Genomic DNA, 19,287 nt, shown 5'->3' on the forward strand with positions numbered 1-19,287 from the left:
GACTGGGGCTTTGAAAACAATCGCCCTACCAAGAGCGATTTATAAACGACTGAGTGGGGAACTCGGGGATTCTCTGTCCGGCTTCGCGAGTCGCTATTTATATATGACCGACGACGGCCTCGCCTTAATTCCCGGCCCAGACGTCGTCCGCGGCGAGGACGCGCGTCCCGACCGGGCGCTTCACGAACTCGCCGAGGTCGCGGCCGACCAGGTCGCCGACCCCGCGCTGGGCGGCCACGTCGAGCAGCCGCTGGTCGACGGTGCCGTCGACGACGACGGCGTGCGGCGCGGGCTCTGTGCCCTCGACCGCGTCGAACGCCTCCGCGGCGTCGACCTCGCTGAGAACCTCGAATCCGTCGTCGAGGAGCCGCGCACGGCCGGTCTCCCCGTCGACGACCTCGTCGACATGCGCCGCCATCGATCCCGGTTCGTCGGACTCGCCGTCGCGCTCTGTCCCGGCGGCTTCGTCGCGGTCGGCTTCGGCGCACTCGTCGGATTCTGATTCCAGATCGGCGTCCGTGTCGGGTTCGACGGTTGAGGCCGCGTCGGTGTCGGGCGTCGAGTCGAGCTCGTCCTCGTCGGTCGGCGTCGACTCCGGCTCCGGCGCTTCGCTCGTTCCGTCGGCCGGGGGCGGATCGCCGGTCTCGGTCGCCGCGTCGCGCGCTTCGGACCCTTCGGACTCTGACGGTTCGGACTCGTCCGATTCGGTCTCCGGCTCGATATCGGGCGAGGCGGCCGACCGGGTCGACGGTCCGGCCGAGTCGTCGTCCGAGGAGTCGTCCGGGACCGCCCCGCCGTCGCCGACGCGGGCGACCGACCCGGGGTCGTCGCCGTCGGCGATCTCCTCGTCGCTCGCTGCGGCTCGGAGGTCGGCGGCGTCCGCGAGGCTGGCGTACGGCACCTTCCCGCGGAGCGCCTCGAAGACGGCGTCCCGGTCGAGGTCCTCGACGGACTCGCCGGGCGGCGCGAACGCGACGTAGTCGACCTCGCCCACCTGGGCGAGCTCGCGGAGGATGAGCTCGCCGCCGCGGTCGCCGTCGAGGAACGCGGTGACGGTCCGGTCGGCGGTCAGGTCGGCAACCGACTCCGGGACGTTCGTCCCCTCGACCGCGACGGCGTTCTTGATCCCGCAGTCGAGCAGCGTGAGCACGTCCGCGCGCCCCTCGACGACGATGACGGCGTCGGAGTCGCCGACGCGGGGGCCCGCCGGGAGCCCCTCGTAGTCGACGATGCCCTCGACGCGCGCGGCGTCGCGCACCTCGTCTAACACGTCGCTGCTCGCGAGGCTCGTCTCCTCGAAGCCGCCGGCGATGAGCTCCTTGGCGCGCTCGACGACCTCGCGGCGCTTGGCCGCCCGCACGTCCTCGATGCTCGTCACCTCGACCGAGGCGTGACAGGGACCGATGCGATCGATCGTCTCCAGCGCGGCCGCCAGAATGGCGGTCTCTACTTTGTCCAGGCTCGACGCGACGGTGACCTCCCCGAACGACTGGCCGTTCTCGGACTCGACGGAGACGTCGATCCGGCCGACGCGCGAGGACTCCTGGAGGTCGCGGAGGTCCAGCTCGTCGCCGAGCAACCCCTCCGTCTGGCCGAACACCGCCCCGACGACGTCGCTCCGCTCGACGACGCCGTCGGCCGCGATGGTGGCGTGTATCAGGTATTTTTCTGTGTCTTTCATGAGTGGTGAATGGTGATGTCGGGCGGTAGCGCCCGTCCGTGTATGGTTGCGCTCCTCGCGGAAAATAGCTATCGCCACGCTCCTCCGCCGGGGATTATTGAAGAAAATTTCTCTTCAACACGCATTTTCGAATCTATTCGACAACTCTTAGTACACATAGACGTACCATTATCCCACATGACGCGTTCACGCAGCGATCTCGTGTGGATACCGACGTTCGCAATCCTCGTCGCGTTCGCGGTGCCGTGGCCACTGTGGGGGGTCGACCGCGTCGTCGCGGGGCTGCCGGTGTGGATCTGGTGGCACGTGGCGTGGCTCGGGCTGTGCGCAGTCCTGTTCGCGCTGTTCGTCCGGAGCGGCGCGTGGGAGCGCGGGATGGGGCAGCGACCGGGCGACGATGCTGCGGGCGTCGACGCCGCGACTAGCGGCGACCCGGTAGACCCAACTGGGGGTGACCGCCGGTGACGCTCGGCGTCGTCGTCGGGTACCTCGTCGTCGCGCTCGCGCTCGGGCTGGTCGCGTACCGCGTCTCGGAGACGACCGCCGAGGACTACTACCTCGCGAGCCGGTCGATCGGGACGCTCGTCCTGCTGTTCACGACGTTCGCCACCCTGCTCTCCGCGTTCACCTTCTTCGGCGGTCCGAACCTCGCGTACGCGGCGGGCCCCGAGTGGCTGATCGTGATGGGGACGCTGGACGGGGTGCTGTTCGCGGTGCTGTGGTACGTGATCGGCTACAAGCAGTGGCTGATCGGCGCCCGCAACGGTTACGTGACGCTCGGCGAGATGCTCGGCGACCGGTTCGGCTCGACCGGGCTGCGCGCGCTGGTCGCCGCCGTGAGCCTCCTGTGGCTGTTCCCGTACGTGATGCTCCAGCAGATGGGCGCCGGCGAGGCGCTCGTCGGGCTCACGGACGGCGCGGTCCCATACTGGGGCGGCGCGGCGCTCATCACGGCGTTCATGATCCTCTACGTCGCCGTCGCGGGGCTCCGCGGCGTGGCGTGGACCGACACGCTCCAGGGGCTGTTCATGCTCTCCGTCGTCTGGCTCGCGGCCGCGTGGGTCGTCTCGTCGCTCGGCGGCGTCGGCGCCGCGACCGAGGGGATGCTGGCGGCCCGGCCCGAGTTCGGGTCCTTCGGCGGCGGGACCTACTCGGTCGGGTTCATCGTCTCCACGGCGATCACCATCGCGTTCGGGGTGACGATGTTCCCGCAGATCAACCAGCGGTTCTTCGTCGCGAAGTCGGCGACGACGCTGAAGCGGTCGTTCGCGTTATGGCCCGTGCTGGTGCTGCTCCTCTTCGTCCCCGCGTTCATGCTCGGCGCGTGGGCGGCGGGCACCCCGGTGACCGTCCCGGAGAACGCGAACGTGCTCCCGGTCGTGTTGAACGAGTACGCGCCGACGTGGCTCGCCGCGGTCGTCGTCGCCGGCGCGATGGCCGCGATGATGTCCTCGTCGGACTCGATGCTGCTCTCGGGGTCGTCGTACTTCACCCGGGACCTCTACCGCCCGCTGATCGACGCGGACGCCTCCGAGCGCCGCGAGGCGTGGATCGCGCGGATCGGCGTGGCGGCGTTCGCGGCGCTGGCGTTTGTCGCGAGCCTGTTCCGCCCCGGGACGCTGATCGAGGTCGGCGACACCGCATTCTCCGGATTCGCACTGCTCGCGCTCCCCGTGATCTGCGCGCTCTACTGGCCCCGGACGACGCGCACCGGAATGATCGTCGGCGTCGCGGTCCCGCAGGCGATCTACCTCGCGGTGGTGCTTTCCGCGGTCGTCGGCGCCGTCCCGACGCTGCCCCGTACCGTCGCCGGCGGCTGGGACGTGGCGCTCGGGCTGATGGTCCTGTCCGGCGCGCTCACGGTGGGCGTGTCGCTCGTGACCGCGCCGAGCGAGGAGAGCGACGCCTCGCGGTTCGCGGTGGTAAGTGATTGAACGCAGCTGCGTCGGGGCGTTATTCCCCCACGGCTCGTGTCTCCTCGTCGGCGGATCGGTGGTGAGGACCTCCAAAGCCCCAGTCGCTTATTTATAAGCGATTGATCACGGATCGACGACGAAGACCTCCAAAGCCCCAGCCGCGAGAGCAGCGCACGCTCGCTGTGCTCCTCACTCGGTCGCTCACTCCGTTCGCTCCCTCCCTGCGGTGCTTACTTCGCCTGCGCTGCCCTCGCGACTGCCCCTTTGAGTCCCACCCGACCGCGACCGCACGGCACCTCTCACCTCCCCAGCCTCGTCGCTGGCGGCGCCAGCCACCAGCGACTCCCTCGCACGGGCTCCTCGCGGCCGCCTTCGGCGGCCACTCGGAGGCGCGCGCCACCGCACCGGTCGGGTGAACATAGCGCCGCCGAACCGTTCCCGCCGCGCCGAATCCGGCGAAAGCCAAAAGCCGGTCTGTCCCCGACAACGCGTATGAACGAGCCCGGTACCGAGGGCGTGCTGCTGGACCAGGGGACGCTCCGCGGTCGGCTCGACGACGCGCCGCCGTGGCTCCGCGAGCACTACCGCACCTTCCGGGAGTCGATGCTCGGCGAGCGCGACGGGTCGCCGTTCCCCTGCTACTTCGGCATCGAGGCCGAGCGCGAGGGGGACCTCCTGTACGCCGCCTGCGAGTCGACCACGGACCCGGCCGCGCTGCTGCGGCTGCGCGACGTCCTCCTCGAATACCTCGACGCGTACCCGGACCACGCCGACCGCGCGCCCCTCGCTGTCTTTTTCAAGCCGCCGGCGGGCGACCGCGGCGAGGCGCACTACCACGAGCGGCTCTGGAACGTGCTGGAGTTCCTCCACGTCCACGACCCGGCGCCGTGGCCCGACGACATCCCGACCGACCCGGACACCCCGCGCTGGGAGTTCTGCTTCGGGGGCGAGGCGCTGTTCCCGACCTCGCGCGCGCCCTTCTACGACGAGCGGAAGAGCCGGTACTCGCCCGTCGGGTTGGAGGTCACCTTCCAGCCGCGCGCCGTTTTCGAGGGGATCACGGCCGACACCGAGGCCGGCGAGCGCGCCCGCGAGGCGATCCGCGGCCGGATGGGCGACTACGACGGGGTCTGCCCCCACGCCGACCTCGGGGACTGGGGCGCCGAGGGCGACCGGGAGTGGAGACAGTACCTCTTCCGCGAGGACGACGACGCGAGCCCCGACGCCTGCCCCCTGTCGCCGACCCGCGAGCACCCGAAGGCGCCCGCGTCACTGCTCGAACGCGGCGCGTGGCGGCGGTTCGCGGGCGACGCCGACGCGAGCGATCACGACGCCTCCGTCACCGCGGGGCTCGGCGATGACTGACGACCCGGGGGCCGACGACGCGGCGCGCGCCGCGACCGTCCCCGACGACGCCGTCCTCCTCCTCGTCGACTTCCAGACCGGCTTCGACGAGCCGGGCTGGGGCGAGCGCAACAACCCCGACGCCGAGGCGGTCGCGGCCGCGCTCCTCGACCGCTGGCGCGCGACGGACCGCCCCGTCGCGCACGTGCGGCACGCCTCGACGGAGCCTGACTCGCCGCTGCGTCCGGACGCCCCCGGCTTCGCGTGGAAACCGGAAACCGCGCCCGTCGAAGGCGAGCCGACGTTCGAGAAGTCGGTCAACGGCGCGTTCCTCGACTCCGGGCTCGACGAGTGGCTCCGGGGAGGAGGTCACGACTCGCTCGTCGTCTGCGGGCTGACCACCGACCACTGCGTCTCGACGACGACGCGCGAGGCCGAGAACCGCGGCTACGACGTGCGCGTCGTCACCGACGCGACCGCGACGCACGCCCGCGAGGCACCCGACGGCGAGCGGATCGACCCGGAGACCTCCCACCGCGTCGCGCTCGCCCACCTGCGCGGCGAGTTCGCGACCGTCGTCGAGAGCGCGGAGCTGCTGTCGGCGGTCTGACTCGACTCGCCCGCGCTCAGTCGTCGGCGGCGTCCGCGGCCTCCGCGTCCCCGCCGCTCGCGCGCTCGGCGGCGTTCGCGAACATGCCGCGCCGCGCCGTGTACAGGAAGTACGCGCCGAGGCCGAGGAAGCCGACGACGTTCGAGGCCGCGACCGCCCAGAAGACGGCCTCGACCCCCCAGCCCAGCCCGGGCGCCACGGTGACGCCGAACGCGCCGAACGTCGTCGCGACGGGCACGGCCGCGACCGCGATCGGGAACCGGATCGCCCAGTACTTGATCAGGTCGGCGACGAAGGAAGTCCGCGTGCGGGAGGCGCCGTTGAACCCGGCGATCAGGGTGTAGGTGCCGCCGAGCGCCCAGTAGGAGGTGCCGAGGATCCGGAGGTACGTCACCGCGAGGTCCCGGCCCGTCGGGGTGAGGTCGGGCGCGATGAGGCCCGCGATATCGCCGGCGAACAGGAACTGGACCGCGCCGAGCGCGAGGAACCCGGCGACGACCATCCCGGTGCCGACGGTCGTCGTGCGGCGGGCGCGCTCCGGGGCGTCCGCGCCCAGGTTCTGCCCGATCATCGACTGAGCGGCCTGCTGCATCCCGAGCGCCGGGACGATCGCCAGCGTCGCGACCCGCGCGCCGATCGTGTACGCGGCGACGCCCGCCGCGCCGCCGGCGACCGCGACGAGGCCGACGACGAGGACCCGGACGAGCTCGCTCACGCCGCGCTGGCCGCCGAGCGGGAGGCCGACGGAGACGACCTCGCGGGCGGTCGCTAGGTCGAACGCGAACGCGTCGCGGGTGAGCCGGAAGGTGTCGCGGCCGATCCCCGCGGCGTACCCGAGGATCCACAGGAGGCCGGCGACGCCCGCGAGCGCGGTGCCGAGCGCGGCGCCGGCGACGCCGAGCCGCGGGGCCGGACCGACTCCGAAGATGAGCACCGGCGCGGCGACGAGGTTGACCAGGACGCCCACGAGGCTCACGTGGAACACCGCGCGCGTGTCGCCGTACGCCGTGAAGCAGTTCTCGACGGTGTCGCCGACCGCGCCGACCGGGAGGACGGCGACCACGATCGCGAGGTACGTCGCCGTCGTTCCGGCGAGCGCCGGGTCCGCCCCGAGCAGCGCTACCACCTCCTCGGCGTAGACGACCACCGGGACGGCGACCGCAGCGCTGACCGCGAGCGCGACGAGCGCGCCGTTGACCGCGACGCGCCGAGCGCCCGCCTCGTCCTCGTCGCCGGTGCGCTGCGCGACGAGGACCTGGGTGCCGACCGCGCCGACCACGGCCGTCGCGCCGAGCAGCGACTGGACCGGCAGGCTGAGGCCGACCGCGGCGACCGCGTCCTCGCCGACCCGGCCGAGCCAGAACGTGTCCACCAGCGCGTTGACGACGTACACGACGTTCTGCGCGACGAGCGGCGCGGCGAGGACCAGCAGCACCCGCCCGACCGGCCCGTCGGTGATCGCCTCGCGGTCGACGTCCAGCATCGAATTGTTACGTCCTAGTGTCGGCAAATTAAAAATATATTGGTGACGAAACCCTCGTCGCGCGGGACGGCTCGCCGGCGTCCTCCGCGTCCGTCGCCGGCGTCCTCCGCGTCCGTCGCCGGCGTCCTCCGCGTCCGTCGCCGGCGTCCTCCCCGTCGTCCGTGCCGATGCCGGCCCGCTTCGACCGTTCGCGAACGTCGCCGCGCGCCGCGAAGGGAAACCTCTTAATGGACTACACACGGAGTTCGTGGTATATGAGCAACGGCGACGACGACCCGGCGGACGCCTCCGAGGAGGCCGACGCCGCGGACGACGGCGGGGACGCCGGCGAGTCGGCGGAGACGACCGCCCCGACGCTCCCCGATGACGCGACCGAGGAGTCCCTGAACGAGTACCTCGACGAGATCGCCGACCGGCTCGAGGCCGCCGAGACGGAGGCCGACCTCGACGACGTCGAGGCGCTCTTGGACGACGCCGAGACCGGCATCGCGGAGGCCGACCTCCCCGAGCCGGACGAGGACGACGAGGACGCCGACGACCCCCGCGGCGACCTCGAGGACCGCGTGGCGGAGCTCCGGGAGGGCGTCGAGGAGGCCCGCGGCCCGTACGGCGACGACGTCGTCGACGCGATCGAGACCGCCGCCGGGCGGGTCGAAGAGACCGAGTGGACCGAAGACGGGCACGACGACGTCGCGGCCGCCGTCGCGTCGTTCGTCGACGAGGCCGCCGACGCGATCGACGACGCGGCCGCCGACGCGATCGACGAGGCCGACGAGGACCCCGAGGCGCTGCTCGACGAGGCCGCGGACGGCGAGGAGACCGCCGCCGCGCAGCCGACCCCCGTCGACCAGCTCACCGCGGCGCTCGACGCCGTCGCCGCGGCGGTCGCCGAGGCCGGCTTCGACGCCGACGAGGACGCGGACGTGATCGCCGCGCTGCTGGCGGCGACGGACGACCTGGAGGCCGCCCTCGACGACGCCGAGGAGTGGGACGACCTCGAGACCCACGAGCAGCTCCGCGCGCAGGGGTACTACGACGTGCTCGGCCACTACAAGGACTTCCCGGTCGAGTGGGCCGCGCTGAAGGAACACGAGGCGCAGGGGAACGTCGACATGATCCTGCTCGCGCTCGACTCGCTGCAGTCCGAGTTCATGGAGCGCCACTGCTTGGAGGCGTTCGAGCGGATGGGCAAGCGCGGTAAGACCGAGGCGTCCGTCGAGGAGATCCTCGGCCGCGCCGAGAAGCGCGACCGGCCCGCGATCCGGATCCTCGGGAAGATGGCTGCCGAGGAGGCGACCGACACCCTCGTCGAGTACGTCCCCGAGGACTCGAACCCGCAGCTCCAGAAGGCCGTCTTCAAGGCGCTCGGCGAGATCGGCGCGCCGGAGGCCGTCCAGCCGCTCGCGGACCAGCTCGACCCCGACGGCGACACCGACGACCTCGTCCGCCCCCACGCCGCCCGCGCGCTGGGCCTGATCGGCGACACCCGCGCCGTCAAGCCGCTCGCCGACGCGCTCGAAGCGCACCCGTCCGACGACGTCCGCGCGGCCGCCGGCTGGGCGCTCCGTCAGATCGGGACCCGCGAGGCGCTCGAAGCGGTCGCCGAGTACGCCGACGAGCGCTCCTTCGTCGTCTCGACGGAGGGCGAGAAGGCGCAGCAGGCGCTGGACGAGACCGAGCCCGCCCCGACGGCCTGAGGCGCGCACTCCTCCCCCCTCGCGGCGGTCGCGAACCCTTTTATCTGATACCGCCGCCACGCCCGCCGTGTCACCCCGCCGCCCGAGGCGCCGGTCCCGCGTCGCCGCGCTCGTCCTGCTCGTCGCCGCGACGAGCGTCGTCTGCTCCCTTTCGGCCGCGGCCGCCCCGGTCGGCGCCGCCGCTCCGCTCGACGCGGCCGAGCCCACCCCGGCCAACGCCACCGACGCCCGCGGCGGCCCCCGAATCGTCGAGCTGTACCCGAACCCCACGACCGCGGAGAACCGCGGCGAGTACCTCGTCGTCTCCCTCCCCGAGCGCGGGAACTGGTCGCTCTCCGACGGCTACTACGACACCGAAATTCCGACGAACGCGAGCGGTCGGGTAACGCTGTCGATGGCCCCGAACCGGACCGCCTCGATCCTCGCCGGCGACTCGGGGACGGCCGCCGGGGTCGCGGACCGGCGCACGATCCGGCGGCTGACCGACTACTTCCCGCTGTCGGCGTCGGGCGACCGGATCGAGCTCCGCCGGAACGGCCGCGCGGTCGACGTCGTCGCCTACGACCGCGCCAGCGAGGGCCACCGCTGGCGCGCCTCGTGGGGCGAGTGGCGCCCCCGTGGCTACGATCCCCGCTCGCCGGAGTCGACCGCGGACGCGGCCGTGACGCCCTTCGTCCTCCCCGACAGCCCGGGAATCCCGGTCGAGCCCCTTCGGGCCGCGGACGAGCGGCTGTTCGTCGCCGGCTACACGCTGACCTCGGAGCGGGTCGTCGGGGCGCTCGTCGCGGCCGCCGACCGCGGGGTGCGCGTTCGCGTGCTGCTGGAAGGGTCGCCCGTCGGCGGATTCCCGTCCCCGAGCGCGCCGCTGCTCGACCGCCTGACCGCCGCCGGCGTCGCGGTCCGAATCCTCGACGGCGAGGTCGAGCGGTTCCGCTTCCACCACCCGAAGTACGCGGTCGCGGACGACCGCGCCGTCGTCCTCACGGAGAACTGGAAGCCGTCCGGCACCGGCGGACACAGCAACCGCGGGTGGGGCGTCGTCGTGGGCGGCGACGGCGAAACGGCGGACGACGAGACGGCGGACCGTGCCGGGACCGACCGGAGCGCGGCGGTCGCGGACGACCTCGCCGCGCTGTTCCTCGCCGACTTCGAGGCGCACGACGCGCGGCCGTGGCGGGCCTTCCGCGCGGACACCGACTTCTACGATGACGGTCGAGCGAACGGCTCCTATCCGACGCGGTTCGACGCACCTGCGGAGCCCGTGGCCGCGGACGTGACCGTCCTGACCGCCCCGGGTAACGCCGCCGACCGGATCGTCGCGCGGATCGACGCCGCCGACGAGCGGGTGCTCGCGGTCGTGCCGCGCGTGGGCGGTCCGAACGACCGGATCGTCCGCGCGCTCCGGCGCGCCGCGGACCGCGGGGTCGACGTTCACCTGCTGCTCTCGGACGCGTGGTACGACCGCGAGGCGAACCGGAACCTCTCGAAGCGGCTCGCGGACGAGCCGATCGCGGTCGACCTCGCCGAGCCGCGCGGCCGGTTCGGGAAGGTCCACGCAAAGGGGCTCGTCGTCGACGACACCGCGGTCGTCGGCAGCCTCAACTGGAACCCGAGTGCGAGGACGAACAACCGCGAGGTGTTGCTCGCGGTCGAGAACGAGTCGGTCGCGGAGTTCTACGCTCGCGCGTACGCGGCCGACTGGCGCGGCGGCGGGATTCAGCTCCCGATCGCCTTCGTCGGCGGCCTCGGCGTCGCGCTCGCGGGGGCCGGCGCCGTCGCTCGGCGAGAGATCGCGTTCGGCTGAGAAACGGGTTCGGTACGAACGGCCGCGGCGGCCGACTCAGTCGTCGAGCGCGATCGTCGACGAGAGCGCCTCGTCGATCTCCGCGCCCGCCATCTTCTCGACGAGCGCCTCGATCACCTCGCTCCGGCGCCCCTTCACGAACTTGATCGAGCCGACGACGAGGTGGCCGCCGCCGGAGACGCCGGCCTCGGGCAGCTCCTCGTTCAGCTCGGTCACCATGTTCGGGATGTCGAGCCGGACGCCGTCCGAGCGGAGGACGCAGAAGTCGGGGCCGTAGCCGATGGTGATGACGGGATCGCCGGTCTCCGTCACCTTCGCGTCGTGGAGTTCGCCGGTCGTCTTTCCCGGCGCCGGGTAGGTGAACCGGTGGGCGTACTCGTCTAAGTCGATCCGGTAGAGGTGTGCGCCGGAGGCGAGCCGCTCGTGTTCGACGTGGTCGTCGACGGCGTCGAGCTGGCGCTCCACGTCGCGCTCGGCGCGCTCGGAGAGGAACTCCACGAGCTCCTCGTGTCGCTCCTCGTCGTCGCAACCGACGTTGAGGGCGTCGTTGACGAGCGTCTTCCCCTCGGAGTAGCGGAGCCAGTGGGCGGCGTAGTCGAGCGCCTCCCCGATGTCGAGGAGGTCGGACTCGTCGTAGCCGGCGCCCTCGGCGAGCGCGACGTAGTCGTCCATCGCCTCCGCCTTCGAGCGGTCGGAGAGGCCGGCGACCGCCGGCACGTGTTCGAGCTCTTCGGTGAGCGACGGGTCGATCAGGCGGGCGAGCTCGACGCACATCATCCCCGTGGTGACCCGGTAGTCCTCGCCGTGGAGATAGGGGTTGACGTGGGCGTCGAGCAGGGGCTCGACCGCCTCGGGATCGGGGTGGTGGTGGTCGACGGCCGCGATGGGGATGTCGTAGTGCGCGAGGTTCTCGTAGGCCGGCACGTCCTCCTCGGTCGACCCGTTGTCGAGCATTAGGAGGAAGGGGAGCTTCTGCCCGTGGCGGGCGCGGCCCTCTAAGGCGAAGTTGAGGTCGCGGGTGACGTCCTCCATCTCGTAGTAGGGCGCCTTGCTCGGGAGCCGCTTGAACAGGTGCCGCGGCGAGTCGGGGTCGCCGTGGACCTCCTCGATCAGGTTCTCGACGGCGAGCTGGACCGGGATCGCGGCGCACATCCCGTCCCCGTCGGCGTGGTGGCGGACGCGGATCGGGCGGCCGGCGAGGACCGTCCGGCGGAGCAGCCGGGCCAGCTCGCGGAGGTCCTCGTGGATCGGCTCGAACGCCTCCCACTCGACGAGGGGGTCGACGTCCGCGGGCTCGGCGCGCTCGTCGAGCGCCGCTTCGAAGCGCTCGCGGGCCTCGGCGGCGCGCTCGTCGGGGAGCCGCGTCAGCGAGTCGACCTCCAGCTGGAGGGCGTCCTCGCGGCTCTCGATCGTCCCCGCGACGTGGACCATGTCGCCGACCTCGACCTCGGGGTACGCCCGGACGCCGGCGGACTCGAAGGCGGCACAGGAGAGGACGCCGGAGGCGTCGGCGACGGCGAAGATGGTGGGGCCGCCCGTCTGTTTCGCTTGGACGACCTCGCCTTCGACGGTCACCTCGTCGCCCGGGGTCAGGCCGCGGACCCGCGAGACGGTCGGCTCGTGGGCGACGGCCTCGGTGCGGTAGTCGTCGGGCTCGACGTCGTCGAACGCCACGTCGCCGTTCTCCTTCACCTCGGTGAGCCGGACGATCAGCCGGTCGCCGACGGCGTAGTCGCCATCGAGGTTCGACTCGTGGACGAGCCCGCTCAGGGCGTCGGAGAGGTCGACGAACACGCCGTAGTCGACGACGCCGTTGACCTCGGCGTGGTACAGGGCGTCGACCTCGGCGTCTTCGAGTGTACAGTCAGGTGCCAGGTCGTAGACGGTCGGCCGGTCGTCGGTCGCGTTCGCCGGCCGGTCGTCGGCCGTCCCCTCCGCCGCGTCGGCGTCGGGTTCGGGGCTCGAATCGCCCCGCGTGCCGGAATCCCCGGCGGTGTTTTCGCTCATGGACAGTCCTCGGGAACGGCCGGTGTTAAGCCTGTTCTCTCGGGGCTCTCGGCCGCGGACTGGCGAGGTCCGGCTCCGAGAGCCCGCCCCGCGTCCCGCGGTCCGGAACCCCTATGAGGCGACGGCGACTTGTCTCGCTCATGCGACTGTTCCGCTCGGACGAGCTCCTCGGGATCGCCCGAGAGACCCTGGAGTTCGTGCTCGAGGCGAGCGAGGAGACGCACCCCAACGAGTACATGGGGTTCCTCCGCGCGGACGACGCCCGGAAGCTGGACCTCGACCGGGAGGGTCAGGTGATCACCGACGTGCTCGTCATCCCGGGCACGGAGTCGAGCCCGACGAGCGCCACCGTCCGCACCAACATGAAGCCGAACGACATGCGGTCGGTCGGGTCGGTCCACTCGCACCCGAACGGCGCGCTGCGCCCGAGCGACGCCGACCTCGCAACCTTCGGACAGGGGAAGGTCCACATCATCGTCGGCGCCCCCTACGGCTGGGGCGACTGGAAGGCGTTCGACAACGACGGGAGCCAGACCACCCTCGAGGTGCTCGACGTGGAGGTGCCCGACGAGCACTTCTTCGATTTCACCCAGGCGGACATCGACCGCGAGCTGGACGAACGCGACTCCGGCGGCTTCCTCTCGTGGTTCAGATGACGCGAGTCGTCGCGCAGGGGACGTTCGACCTGCTGCACCCCGGCCACGTCCACTACTTAGAGGACGCGGCGACGCACGGCGACGAGCTCCACGCCATCGTCGCCCGTCGTCCCAACGTCACGCACAAGCCGGCGCCGGTGCTCTGCGCCCGCCAGCGGCGCGACATGGTCGCGGCGCTCGACGCGGTCGACGAGGCCCACCTCGGCGACCCGGAGGACGTGTTCGTCCCCATCGAGCGGCTCGACCCCGACGTGATCGTGTTGGGGTTCGACCAGCACCACGACGAGGCCGACATCGCCGATGCCCTCGACGCGCGCGGCATCGACTGCCGGGTCGAGCGCGCGTCGGGCCGGGAGCCGAAGTACGAGGACGAGCTGCTCTCCAGCGGCGACATCGTCGATCGGATTCTGCGCGAGCGCGGCGACGGACCGGACGCGGCGCCGTCGTAGGTCGGACGCGAGCGCGCGACGGATGCGGACGCGGCGCCGTCGTAGGTCGGACGCGAGCGCGCGACGGATGCGGACGCGGCGCCGTCGTAGGTCGCTGTCGGGGAGCCCTCCGACCGCGGCGAACGCGCGGACCCCGACGGGGGGCGGAAGCGCGGGGTCTAAATGGACTGACTCCCAAACCGAGGTGAGTGAACGTTCCCGACAAGTTCCCCGCGGTGCTGGCCGCGGCCGCGATGGGCGTGTACCTGCTCGTCGTCGTCGGCGCGACCACCTCCCTCACGGAGGCGGCGACCGCCTGCGGCGGCTGGCCCGCCTGCGGGAGCGGCGCGGCCCTGCCGACGGCGACCGCCGGGTGGATCGCCCTCGGCCATCGCGCCCTCGCGGTCGTCGTCGGCCTCCTCGTCGCCCTCTCCGCCGCGCTCGCGTGGCGGCAGGGGGCGGACCGCCGGGTCAAAGCCGCGCTCGCGGTCGCGCTCGTCGTCTACCCCGCGCAGGCCGGCGTCGGGGCGCTCGTCGCGCTCGGCGACCTGCCCGCCGCGCTCGGCTCCGCCCACCTCCTCCTCGGGATCGGTATCTTCGGGGCCGTCCTCGCGGCGCTCGCGTGGTGGCTGGAGGCCGAGACGGGGAGCCCGAACGACGCCCCCGACGAGTTCGAGGCCGGCACCGACGACCTCCCGCCGGTCGAGGAGGCGCCGGAGCCGGAGATCCCCTCGGCGACGCTCCCGCGGCTGAAGGCGACCGCGGCCGCGTACTTCCGACTGATGAAGCCGCGGCTGATGTGGCTGCTCTGCCTGGTCGCGGCCGCGGCGATGGCGCTGCGGGGCGGTCCCGGCTTCACCCCGTACGCGGTCGGGGCGACGCTGGCCGGCGGCGCGCTCTCGATCGGCGCGTCCGGAACCTTCAACCACGTGTTCGAGCGCGACGTGGACAAGCGGATGCAACGCACCAGCGACCGCCCGCTCGCCACCGACCTCGTGCCCGTTTCGCACGCGCTCGCGTTCGGCGGCACCCTCGCGCTCGTCTCGCTCGGGCTGTTCTGGACGGTGAACCCGCTGACGGCCGCGCTCGGGCTGGTCGCGATCGTATTTTACAGCGTCGTGTACACCCTCGTCCTCAAGCCGAACACGGTCCAGAACACCGTCATCGGCGGCGCGGCCGGCGCGCTCCCGGCGCTCATCGGCTGGGCCGCGGTCACGGGCGAGGTCGGCGGCGGCGGGCTGCTGCTCGCCGCGGTCATCTTCCTGTGGACGCCCGCGCACTTCTACAACCTCGCGCTGGCGTACAAGGACGACTACGAGCGCGGCGGCTTCCCGATGATGCCCGTCGTCCGCGGCGAGACCGCGACCCGCCGCCACATCCTCTGGTACCTCGGCGCGACGCTGGTCGCCGCGGTCGCGCTCGCGGCGGCCGCGGACCCGCTCGGCGCGCTGTACGCGGTCGTCGGCGTCGGCGTCGGGGCCGTCTTCCTCTGGACGGTCGTCCGGCTCCACTACGAGCAGACGGAGAGCGCGGCGTTCCGCGCGTTCCACGCCTCGAACGCCTACCTCGGGCTCCTCCTGTTCGCGGTCGTCTTCGACGCGCTGGTGGTCTGAGGCGGTCGCGGTCGACGTCGCGCTCGCCGCGGCCGCGACCCTCGCTTTTAATCCGTTCGCGCCCTACGATAAGCCATGACACGCGTCGAAATCGAGTACTGCGTCCCCTGTGGCATGTTGAACCGCGCGCAGGACGTTTCGGAGGCGATCCTCAAACAGTTCGGCGAGAGCATCGACGAGGTCGCGCTGGTGACCGGCGACGCGGGCGTGTTCGTCGTCCGCGCCGACGACGAGGTCGTCTTCGACAAGGAGGAGGACGAGTACGACGTCGACGCGATCGTCCGCGCGGTCAAGCCGCACGTCGGCGCGACGGCGTAACCCCCGACCGCGGTTCGGGCCTCACTTCTTCGTTCGAGCGACACCGCGGAAATCCTTGCGCGTAGTTCACACGGCGCAAGCTAATTGTCGCTCGGCCACGAACAGCTCCGGCGATGTCGGACTCATCGGGGCGTGCGCGCGGCGACCCTCCCGCCGAGGACCCGACGCTCGGGGCCGACGATCCGACGCTGGCGGGCGACGCCGCGTCCGGCGCGGACGGCCGATCGTGGCTCGCGCGGACTTGGTACCGGTCCCGGCTCGGGACCGCCGTCGTCGCCGTCGACGTCCTCCTCACCGCCGTCCTCGCGGGCGCGGCGTCCGTGGCGATCGACGCGCCGTTCGCCGGGATCGGTGGCCTCGGTCCGGGGATCGTCCCGCCGTTCGTTCCGCTCTTCAGCCTGCTCGGCGCGCTGGGGTTCGTGTTCACGGCCTTAGTCGAGCGCTTCGACGCCTCGGTCGGGAGGCTCCTCCGGTACAACCTCCGGCTGCCCGCCGCGCTGCCGCTCGGCGTCGGGATCTACCTGCTCTCGGACCTCGTCCTCGGTCAGGGCGTCGACGACGTGCCGCTCGTCGTCGGGACCGTCTTCCTCTCGGGGCTGTACGTGAACCTCGCGTACAAGCGCCTCGCCGCGCTGGCGCGCCGGCTCCTCCCCCCGGAGAGCGGTCGGAGCGAGGGCGGCACCGGACAGGGCGGGAACTGACCGCCCCGAGGCCTCAGTCCGGGTCGAACACCGCCCGCGCGGAGTTCGTCACCACGAGGAGGCTGCTCGACGCCATCGCGAGCGCGGCCAGCAGGGGATTGAGGACGCCCGAGAGCGCCAACGGGATCGCGACGGCGTTGTAGACGAACGCCCAGCCGAGGTTCTGCTTCAGCCGCCGGTTCGTCCCGCGCGTGACGGCGAACAGCTCCGGGACCGCGGAGAGGCGGTCTTCCAGCAGGACCGCGTCCGCGGCGTCCGCCGCGAGGTCCGTCCCGGAGGCGATCGAGATCCCCAGGTCGGCCGCGGCGAGCGCGGGGGCGTCGTTGCTCCCGTCGCCCACCATCGCGACCGACCCGTCGGCGCCGAGCCGCCGGACCGTCTCGGCCTTCGCCTCCGGCGGCACCTCGGCGAACACATCGTCGATCGCGGGGTGGTCCGCGAACCGCGTCGCGGCCGCGGGCGCGTCGCCGGTGAGCACGACCACGCGCCGCCCGTCCGCGTCGAGGTCGGCGACGACCGCCTCCCACCCCTCACGTACCTCGTCGCCGACCGTCAGGACGCCGCGAACGCGACCGCCCCAGCCGACGTAGACGGGGACGTTCCCGCGGTCGCGGGCGCCCCTCCCCGCCTCGCGCAGTCGATCGGAGACCGGCCACTCGCGCTCGTCGAACAGGTCCGGGTGGCCGACGACGACCTCGTCGCCGTCGACGCGTCCCGCGACCCCGCGGTCGAAGACGTCGACGTCGGTCGCGGCGGGGGCGTCGAGCGCGTCGACCTCGGTTGGCGGGCCGTCGCCCGGATCCGCGGCGGCCGCGGCGCCGCCGTCGGTGGCCGGTCGCTCGCCCGCCGTCTCTCCGGCATCTCCCGACACGCCGGCGACGATCGCCTTGGCGACCGGGTGGACCGAGGCGCGCTCGACGGCGGCCGCCCGCTCGCGGACGCCGTCGACCGAGGTCCCCTCGTCGGCGGTCGCGTCGAGCAGCCGCATCTCGCCGTCGGTGAGCGTCCCGGTCTTGTCGAAGACGACGGTGTCGACGTCGGCGGCCGCCTCGAAGACGGCGTCGGAGACGACGACGATTCCCCGCTCCGCCGCGTCGCGGATCCCGGCGGCGACCGCGAGCGGGGTCGCCAGCCCGAGCGCGCACGGACACGAGACGATGAGCACCGTCAGCCCGACCAAGGCGGCGTCGATCGGCGCCGAGCCGAGGGCGAGGGTGGCGGCGGCGCCGACGGTCGCGACCGCCACGACGAGCGGGACGAACACGGTCGCCAGCCGGTCGACGAGCCGCTGGATTCCGGACCGCGAGCTCTGGATCTCCCACAGTAGGCGCACGAGGGTGTCGAGGGTGTTCGCCGCGTCCTCGCCGACCTCGATCACGACGGGCGAGTCGGTGACGACGGTGCCGCCGCGGACCGGGTCGCCCTCGCGCTTCGTCGCCGGGAGCGACTCGCCCGTGACCAGGGCCTCGTCGACCGCGGCGGTCCCCTCGGCGACGGTCCCGTCGAACGGCACGCGCTCGCCGGGGCGCACGAGCAGGCGGTCGCCCGGGTCGACCGCGTCGGCGTCGAGTGGCTCGCCCGCCTCGGTGCGCACGGTGCGGTCATCGGTCGTCGTCAGGTCGGCGAGCATGCCCGTCGCCCGGCGCTTAATTATCGACTCGTAGTGGTTGCCGGCGGTGACGACCAGGATCACGGCGATGGTCACGTCGAAGTAGAGGTCGGTCCGGCCGACGAGCAGCGCGAGCGTGCTGTACGCGTACGAGCTCGTCGCCGCGAGCGACACGAGGAGGTCCATGTTGGGCTGTCGCGCCCGGAGGCTCACGTACGCGCCACGCAGGATCGGGTAGCCGGTGTAAAACAGCACGATGGAGGCGAACAGCCAGATCTGCGCGAAGAGGTAGGTGCCGGAGACGCCCCCGAGGTCGACGATCGGATCGTACCCGAAGTAGGTCGGGTACAGGAAGACGACGTACCACAGCATCGCCATCATCCCGAAGAAGCCGCCGCCGATCAGGAACCGGGCCACGGCGTTGTCGCCGTCGTCGGCCGGGTCCGCGCGGTCGCTCGCCGAGTAGCCCGCGACCGAGAGCCGGTCCGGGAGCTCGTCGGCGCTCACGGCGTCGGGGTCGTAGTCGACCCGGATCGTGTCGGTGGCGTAGCTCGCCTCGGCGGCCGCGACCCCGTCCTGCTCGCCGGCCGTCATCTCCAGGAAGGACTCGCAGGTCGCGCAGTGCATCCCGTCGACGTGGAGGAACGTCGTCTCGCCGTCGAACTCCTCGTCCGGCGTCGCGTCCGGGCCCCGCTCGTCGAGGTCGTCGAGGTCTTCGACGCCGTCGAGCGAGCGCGCGACCGTCAGGCAGCCGCGGCAGCAGAACTCGCCGTCGACGTCGGGGGCCGTGTGCGGGTCGTCCCCGGTCGGGAGGTCACAGAGGGTACAGCCTGACATGCGTGATGGTGTCCGTCGTTCCGCCGAGCGGCGCGTTCCCGGACCGTCGCCCGCCGGGCGGCGTGCCCTCGGATCGTCCGTCGCCTCGCGGTGCGTCCCGACCGGTTACGCCTGATCCGGTTCGGTCGCGTCGCCCCCGAACCCCGGTAGGCTCCCGCCGGTCGCGATCCGGAGGCTCGCCCAGATGAGCAGGACGTTCACCAGCGTGACCGCGACGACGAACTCCGCGCGGTCGGCGATGAACACCGCCGCGGGAACGAGCCCGCCGAGGACCAAGAGCACGGCCTGTTGTAACGAGAATCGCATAGAGTCGCTACGCTTCTGGTAGTCATAGATAACGGCAAAGTTCTCACGAGCTGGGAACGAGTCGATCGTATATATTACGAGGGTCGTAACCCGGGGTATGGCTCGAAGCGAGACCGCACACGCCGACGCGGACGACGTGGGCGGCGACGGCGAGGAGTTCGACCCGATCGGCACGCTCACGCTCATCGGGATCTACTTCGTGATTCTAGTGCTCGCATGGGTGTACATCTACTTCGTAGAGTTCCTGGGCCGAGATCTCGTCGTGGTGGGGTGATCA

General features: G+C 72.2%; 17 protein-coding genes. 12 read left to right on the forward strand and 5 right to left on the reverse strand.

What is annotated here, in order from left to right; genetic code table 11:
- Positions 1-124: 124 nt before the first annotated feature.
- Positions 125-1,681: a DNA primase DnaG gene (gene dnaG, locus AC4NMM_RS08570; RefSeq protein WP_096394660.1), complete on the reverse strand. Its 1,557-nt coding sequence runs from the start codon at positions 1,679-1,681 to the stop codon at positions 125-127.
- Positions 1,682-1,858: 177 nt separating this feature from the next.
- Between dnaG and AC4NMM_RS08575 the strand changes: the two genes are divergently transcribed.
- The 4 genes from AC4NMM_RS08575 to AC4NMM_RS08590 all read left to right on the forward strand — a co-directional run bounded on the left by AC4NMM_RS08575 (position 1,859) and on the right by AC4NMM_RS08590 (position 5,551).
- Positions 1,859-2,146: a DUF3311 domain-containing protein gene (locus AC4NMM_RS08575; RefSeq protein WP_096394662.1), complete on the forward strand. Its 288-nt coding sequence runs from the start codon at positions 1,859-1,861 to the stop codon at positions 2,144-2,146.
- Positions 2,143-3,615 (forward strand): sodium:solute symporter family protein, encoded by a 1,473-nt coding sequence (locus AC4NMM_RS08580; protein ID WP_491924086.1) that lies wholly within the window; start codon positions 2,143-2,145, stop codon positions 3,613-3,615. The genes AC4NMM_RS08575 and AC4NMM_RS08580 overlap by 4 nt, the downstream gene beginning before the upstream one ends.
- Before the next feature lie 474 nt (positions 3,616-4,089).
- Positions 4,090-4,962 carry a YqcI/YcgG family protein gene (locus AC4NMM_RS08585; RefSeq protein ID WP_491924087.1) on the forward strand — a complete coding sequence of 291 codons (873 nt, stop codon included), beginning with the start codon at positions 4,090-4,092 and terminating at the stop codon, positions 4,960-4,962.
- On the forward strand, positions 4,955-5,551 hold the full coding sequence (locus AC4NMM_RS08590) for a cysteine hydrolase family protein (RefSeq protein ID WP_491924088.1): 597 nt from the start codon (positions 4,955-4,957) through the stop codon (positions 5,549-5,551). Before AC4NMM_RS08585 ends, AC4NMM_RS08590 begins: the two co-directional genes overlap by 8 nt.
- Positions 5,552-5,567: 16 nt before the next feature.
- On the opposite strand, the gene AC4NMM_RS08595 is transcribed toward AC4NMM_RS08590, so the two are convergent.
- On the reverse strand, positions 5,568-7,034 hold the full coding sequence (locus AC4NMM_RS08595) for an MATE family efflux transporter (RefSeq protein ID WP_491924089.1): 1,467 nt from the start codon (positions 7,032-7,034) through the stop codon (positions 5,568-5,570).
- 254 nt (positions 7,035-7,288) lie between these two features.
- Here AC4NMM_RS08595 and AC4NMM_RS08600 point away from each other — a divergent pair, with 254 nt between their 5' ends.
- Together AC4NMM_RS08600 and AC4NMM_RS08605 are read left to right on the forward strand one after the other, a co-directional pair.
- The gene (locus tag AC4NMM_RS08600; protein WP_491924090.1) at positions 7,289-8,731 is read left to right on the forward strand and encodes a HEAT repeat domain-containing protein; all 1,443 of its coding nucleotides are present in this window, start codon (positions 7,289-7,291) and stop codon (positions 8,729-8,731) included.
- A 67-nt stretch (positions 8,732-8,798) separates the two neighbouring features.
- Entirely contained in the window at positions 8,799-10,535 is a 1,737-nt protein-coding gene (locus AC4NMM_RS08605) for a phospholipase D-like domain-containing protein (RefSeq protein WP_491924091.1), read from the forward strand.
- 36 nt (positions 10,536-10,571) lie between these two features.
- Here AC4NMM_RS08605 and han read toward each other — a convergent pair whose 3' ends face one another.
- Positions 10,572-12,542: a Hef-associated nuclease gene (gene han / locus AC4NMM_RS08610; protein ID WP_096394676.1), complete on the reverse strand. Its 1,971-nt coding sequence runs from the start codon at positions 12,540-12,542 to the stop codon at positions 10,572-10,574.
- 140 nt (positions 12,543-12,682) lie between these two features.
- On the opposite strand from han, the gene AC4NMM_RS08615 reads away from it, so the two are divergent.
- The 5 genes from AC4NMM_RS08615 (at position 12,683) to AC4NMM_RS08635 (ending at position 16,258) form a co-directional block, all read left to right on the forward strand.
- Positions 12,683-13,198, forward strand: a complete 516-nt coding sequence (locus tag AC4NMM_RS08615; RefSeq protein WP_096394678.1) for a JAB/MPN domain protein-containing protein — start codon at positions 12,683-12,685, stop codon at positions 13,196-13,198.
- Positions 13,195-13,647: an FAD synthase family protein gene (locus tag AC4NMM_RS08620; RefSeq protein WP_096394680.1), complete on the forward strand. Its 453-nt coding sequence runs from the start codon at positions 13,195-13,197 to the stop codon at positions 13,645-13,647. Before AC4NMM_RS08615 ends, AC4NMM_RS08620 begins: the two co-directional genes overlap by 4 nt.
- Positions 13,648-13,835: 188 nt before the next feature.
- Complete coding sequence (locus AC4NMM_RS08625; protein WP_096394682.1) at positions 13,836-15,239, forward strand: heme o synthase; 1,404 nt, start codon at positions 13,836-13,838, stop codon at positions 15,237-15,239.
- 75 nt (positions 15,240-15,314) lie between these two features.
- Entirely contained in the window at positions 15,315-15,557 is a 243-nt protein-coding gene (locus AC4NMM_RS08630; protein WP_008441335.1) for an Rdx family protein, read from the forward strand.
- A 113-nt stretch (positions 15,558-15,670) separates the two neighbouring features.
- Positions 15,671-16,258, forward strand: a complete 588-nt coding sequence (locus tag AC4NMM_RS08635) for a hypothetical protein (protein ID WP_491924092.1) — start codon at positions 15,671-15,673, stop codon at positions 16,256-16,258.
- A 13-nt stretch (positions 16,259-16,271) separates the two neighbouring features.
- Here AC4NMM_RS08635 and AC4NMM_RS08640 read toward each other — a convergent pair whose 3' ends face one another.
- Both AC4NMM_RS08640 and AC4NMM_RS08645 read right to left on the reverse strand, forming a co-directional pair.
- Complete coding sequence (locus tag AC4NMM_RS08640; RefSeq protein ID WP_491924093.1) at positions 16,272-18,704, reverse strand: heavy metal translocating P-type ATPase; 2,433 nt, start codon at positions 18,702-18,704, stop codon at positions 16,272-16,274.
- Positions 18,705-18,809: 105 nt separating this feature from the next.
- Positions 18,810-19,010, reverse strand: coding sequence for a DUF8131 family protein (locus AC4NMM_RS08645; protein WP_096394689.1), 201 nt, complete (start codon positions 19,008-19,010; stop codon positions 18,810-18,812).
- A gap of 97 nt (positions 19,011-19,107) precedes the next feature.
- On the opposite strand from AC4NMM_RS08645, the gene AC4NMM_RS08650 reads away from it, so the two are divergent.
- A complete protein-coding gene (locus AC4NMM_RS08650; protein ID WP_172863952.1) occupies positions 19,108-19,284 on the forward strand; it encodes a hypothetical protein in 177 nt (58 codons plus the stop codon).
- Positions 19,285-19,287 lie beyond the last annotated feature (3 nt).

It is taken from the genome of Halorubrum sp. SD41, from assembly GCF_058630335.1.

What these genes read in the sequence shown, in the direction of transcription:
- AC4NMM_RS08620 (WP_096394680.1), top strand. Translation starts at nt 13,195, where the DNA reads ATGACGCGAGTCGTCGCGCAGGGGACGTTCGACCTGCTGCACCCCGGC.
- AC4NMM_RS08600 (WP_491924090.1), top strand. Translation starts at nt 7,289, where the DNA reads ATGAGCAACGGCGACGACGACCCGGCGGACGCCTCCGAGGAGGCCGAC.
- AC4NMM_RS08615 (WP_096394678.1), top strand. Translation starts at nt 12,683, where the DNA reads ATGCGACTGTTCCGCTCGGACGAGCTCCTCGGGATCGCCCGAGAGACC.
- AC4NMM_RS08645 (WP_096394689.1), bottom strand. Translation starts at nt 19,010, where the DNA reads ATGCGATTCTCGTTACAACAGGCCGTGCTCTTGGTCCTCGGCGGGCTC.
- AC4NMM_RS08590 (WP_491924088.1), top strand. Translation starts at nt 4,955, where the DNA reads ATGACTGACGACCCGGGGGCCGACGACGCGGCGCGCGCCGCGACCGTC.
- AC4NMM_RS08585 (WP_491924087.1), top strand. Translation starts at nt 4,090, where the DNA reads ATGAACGAGCCCGGTACCGAGGGCGTGCTGCTGGACCAGGGGACGCTC.
- AC4NMM_RS08640 (WP_491924093.1), bottom strand. Translation starts at nt 18,704, where the DNA reads ATGTCAGGCTGTACCCTCTGTGACCTCCCGACCGGGGACGACCCGCAC.
- AC4NMM_RS08595 (WP_491924089.1), bottom strand. Translation starts at nt 7,034, where the DNA reads ATGCTGGACGTCGACCGCGAGGCGATCACCGACGGGCCGGTCGGGCGG.
- AC4NMM_RS08650 (WP_172863952.1), top strand. Translation starts at nt 19,108, where the DNA reads ATGGCTCGAAGCGAGACCGCACACGCCGACGCGGACGACGTGGGCGGC.
- han (WP_096394676.1), bottom strand. Translation starts at nt 12,542, where the DNA reads ATGAGCGAAAACACCGCCGGGGATTCCGGCACGCGGGGCGATTCGAGC.
- AC4NMM_RS08575 (WP_096394662.1), top strand. Translation starts at nt 1,859, where the DNA reads ATGACGCGTTCACGCAGCGATCTCGTGTGGATACCGACGTTCGCAATC.
- AC4NMM_RS08630 (WP_008441335.1), top strand. Translation starts at nt 15,315, where the DNA reads ATGACACGCGTCGAAATCGAGTACTGCGTCCCCTGTGGCATGTTGAAC.
- AC4NMM_RS08635 (WP_491924092.1), top strand. Translation starts at nt 15,671, where the DNA reads ATGTCGGACTCATCGGGGCGTGCGCGCGGCGACCCTCCCGCCGAGGAC.
- dnaG (WP_096394660.1), bottom strand. Translation starts at nt 1,681, where the DNA reads ATGAAAGACACAGAAAAATACCTGATACACGCCACCATCGCGGCCGAC.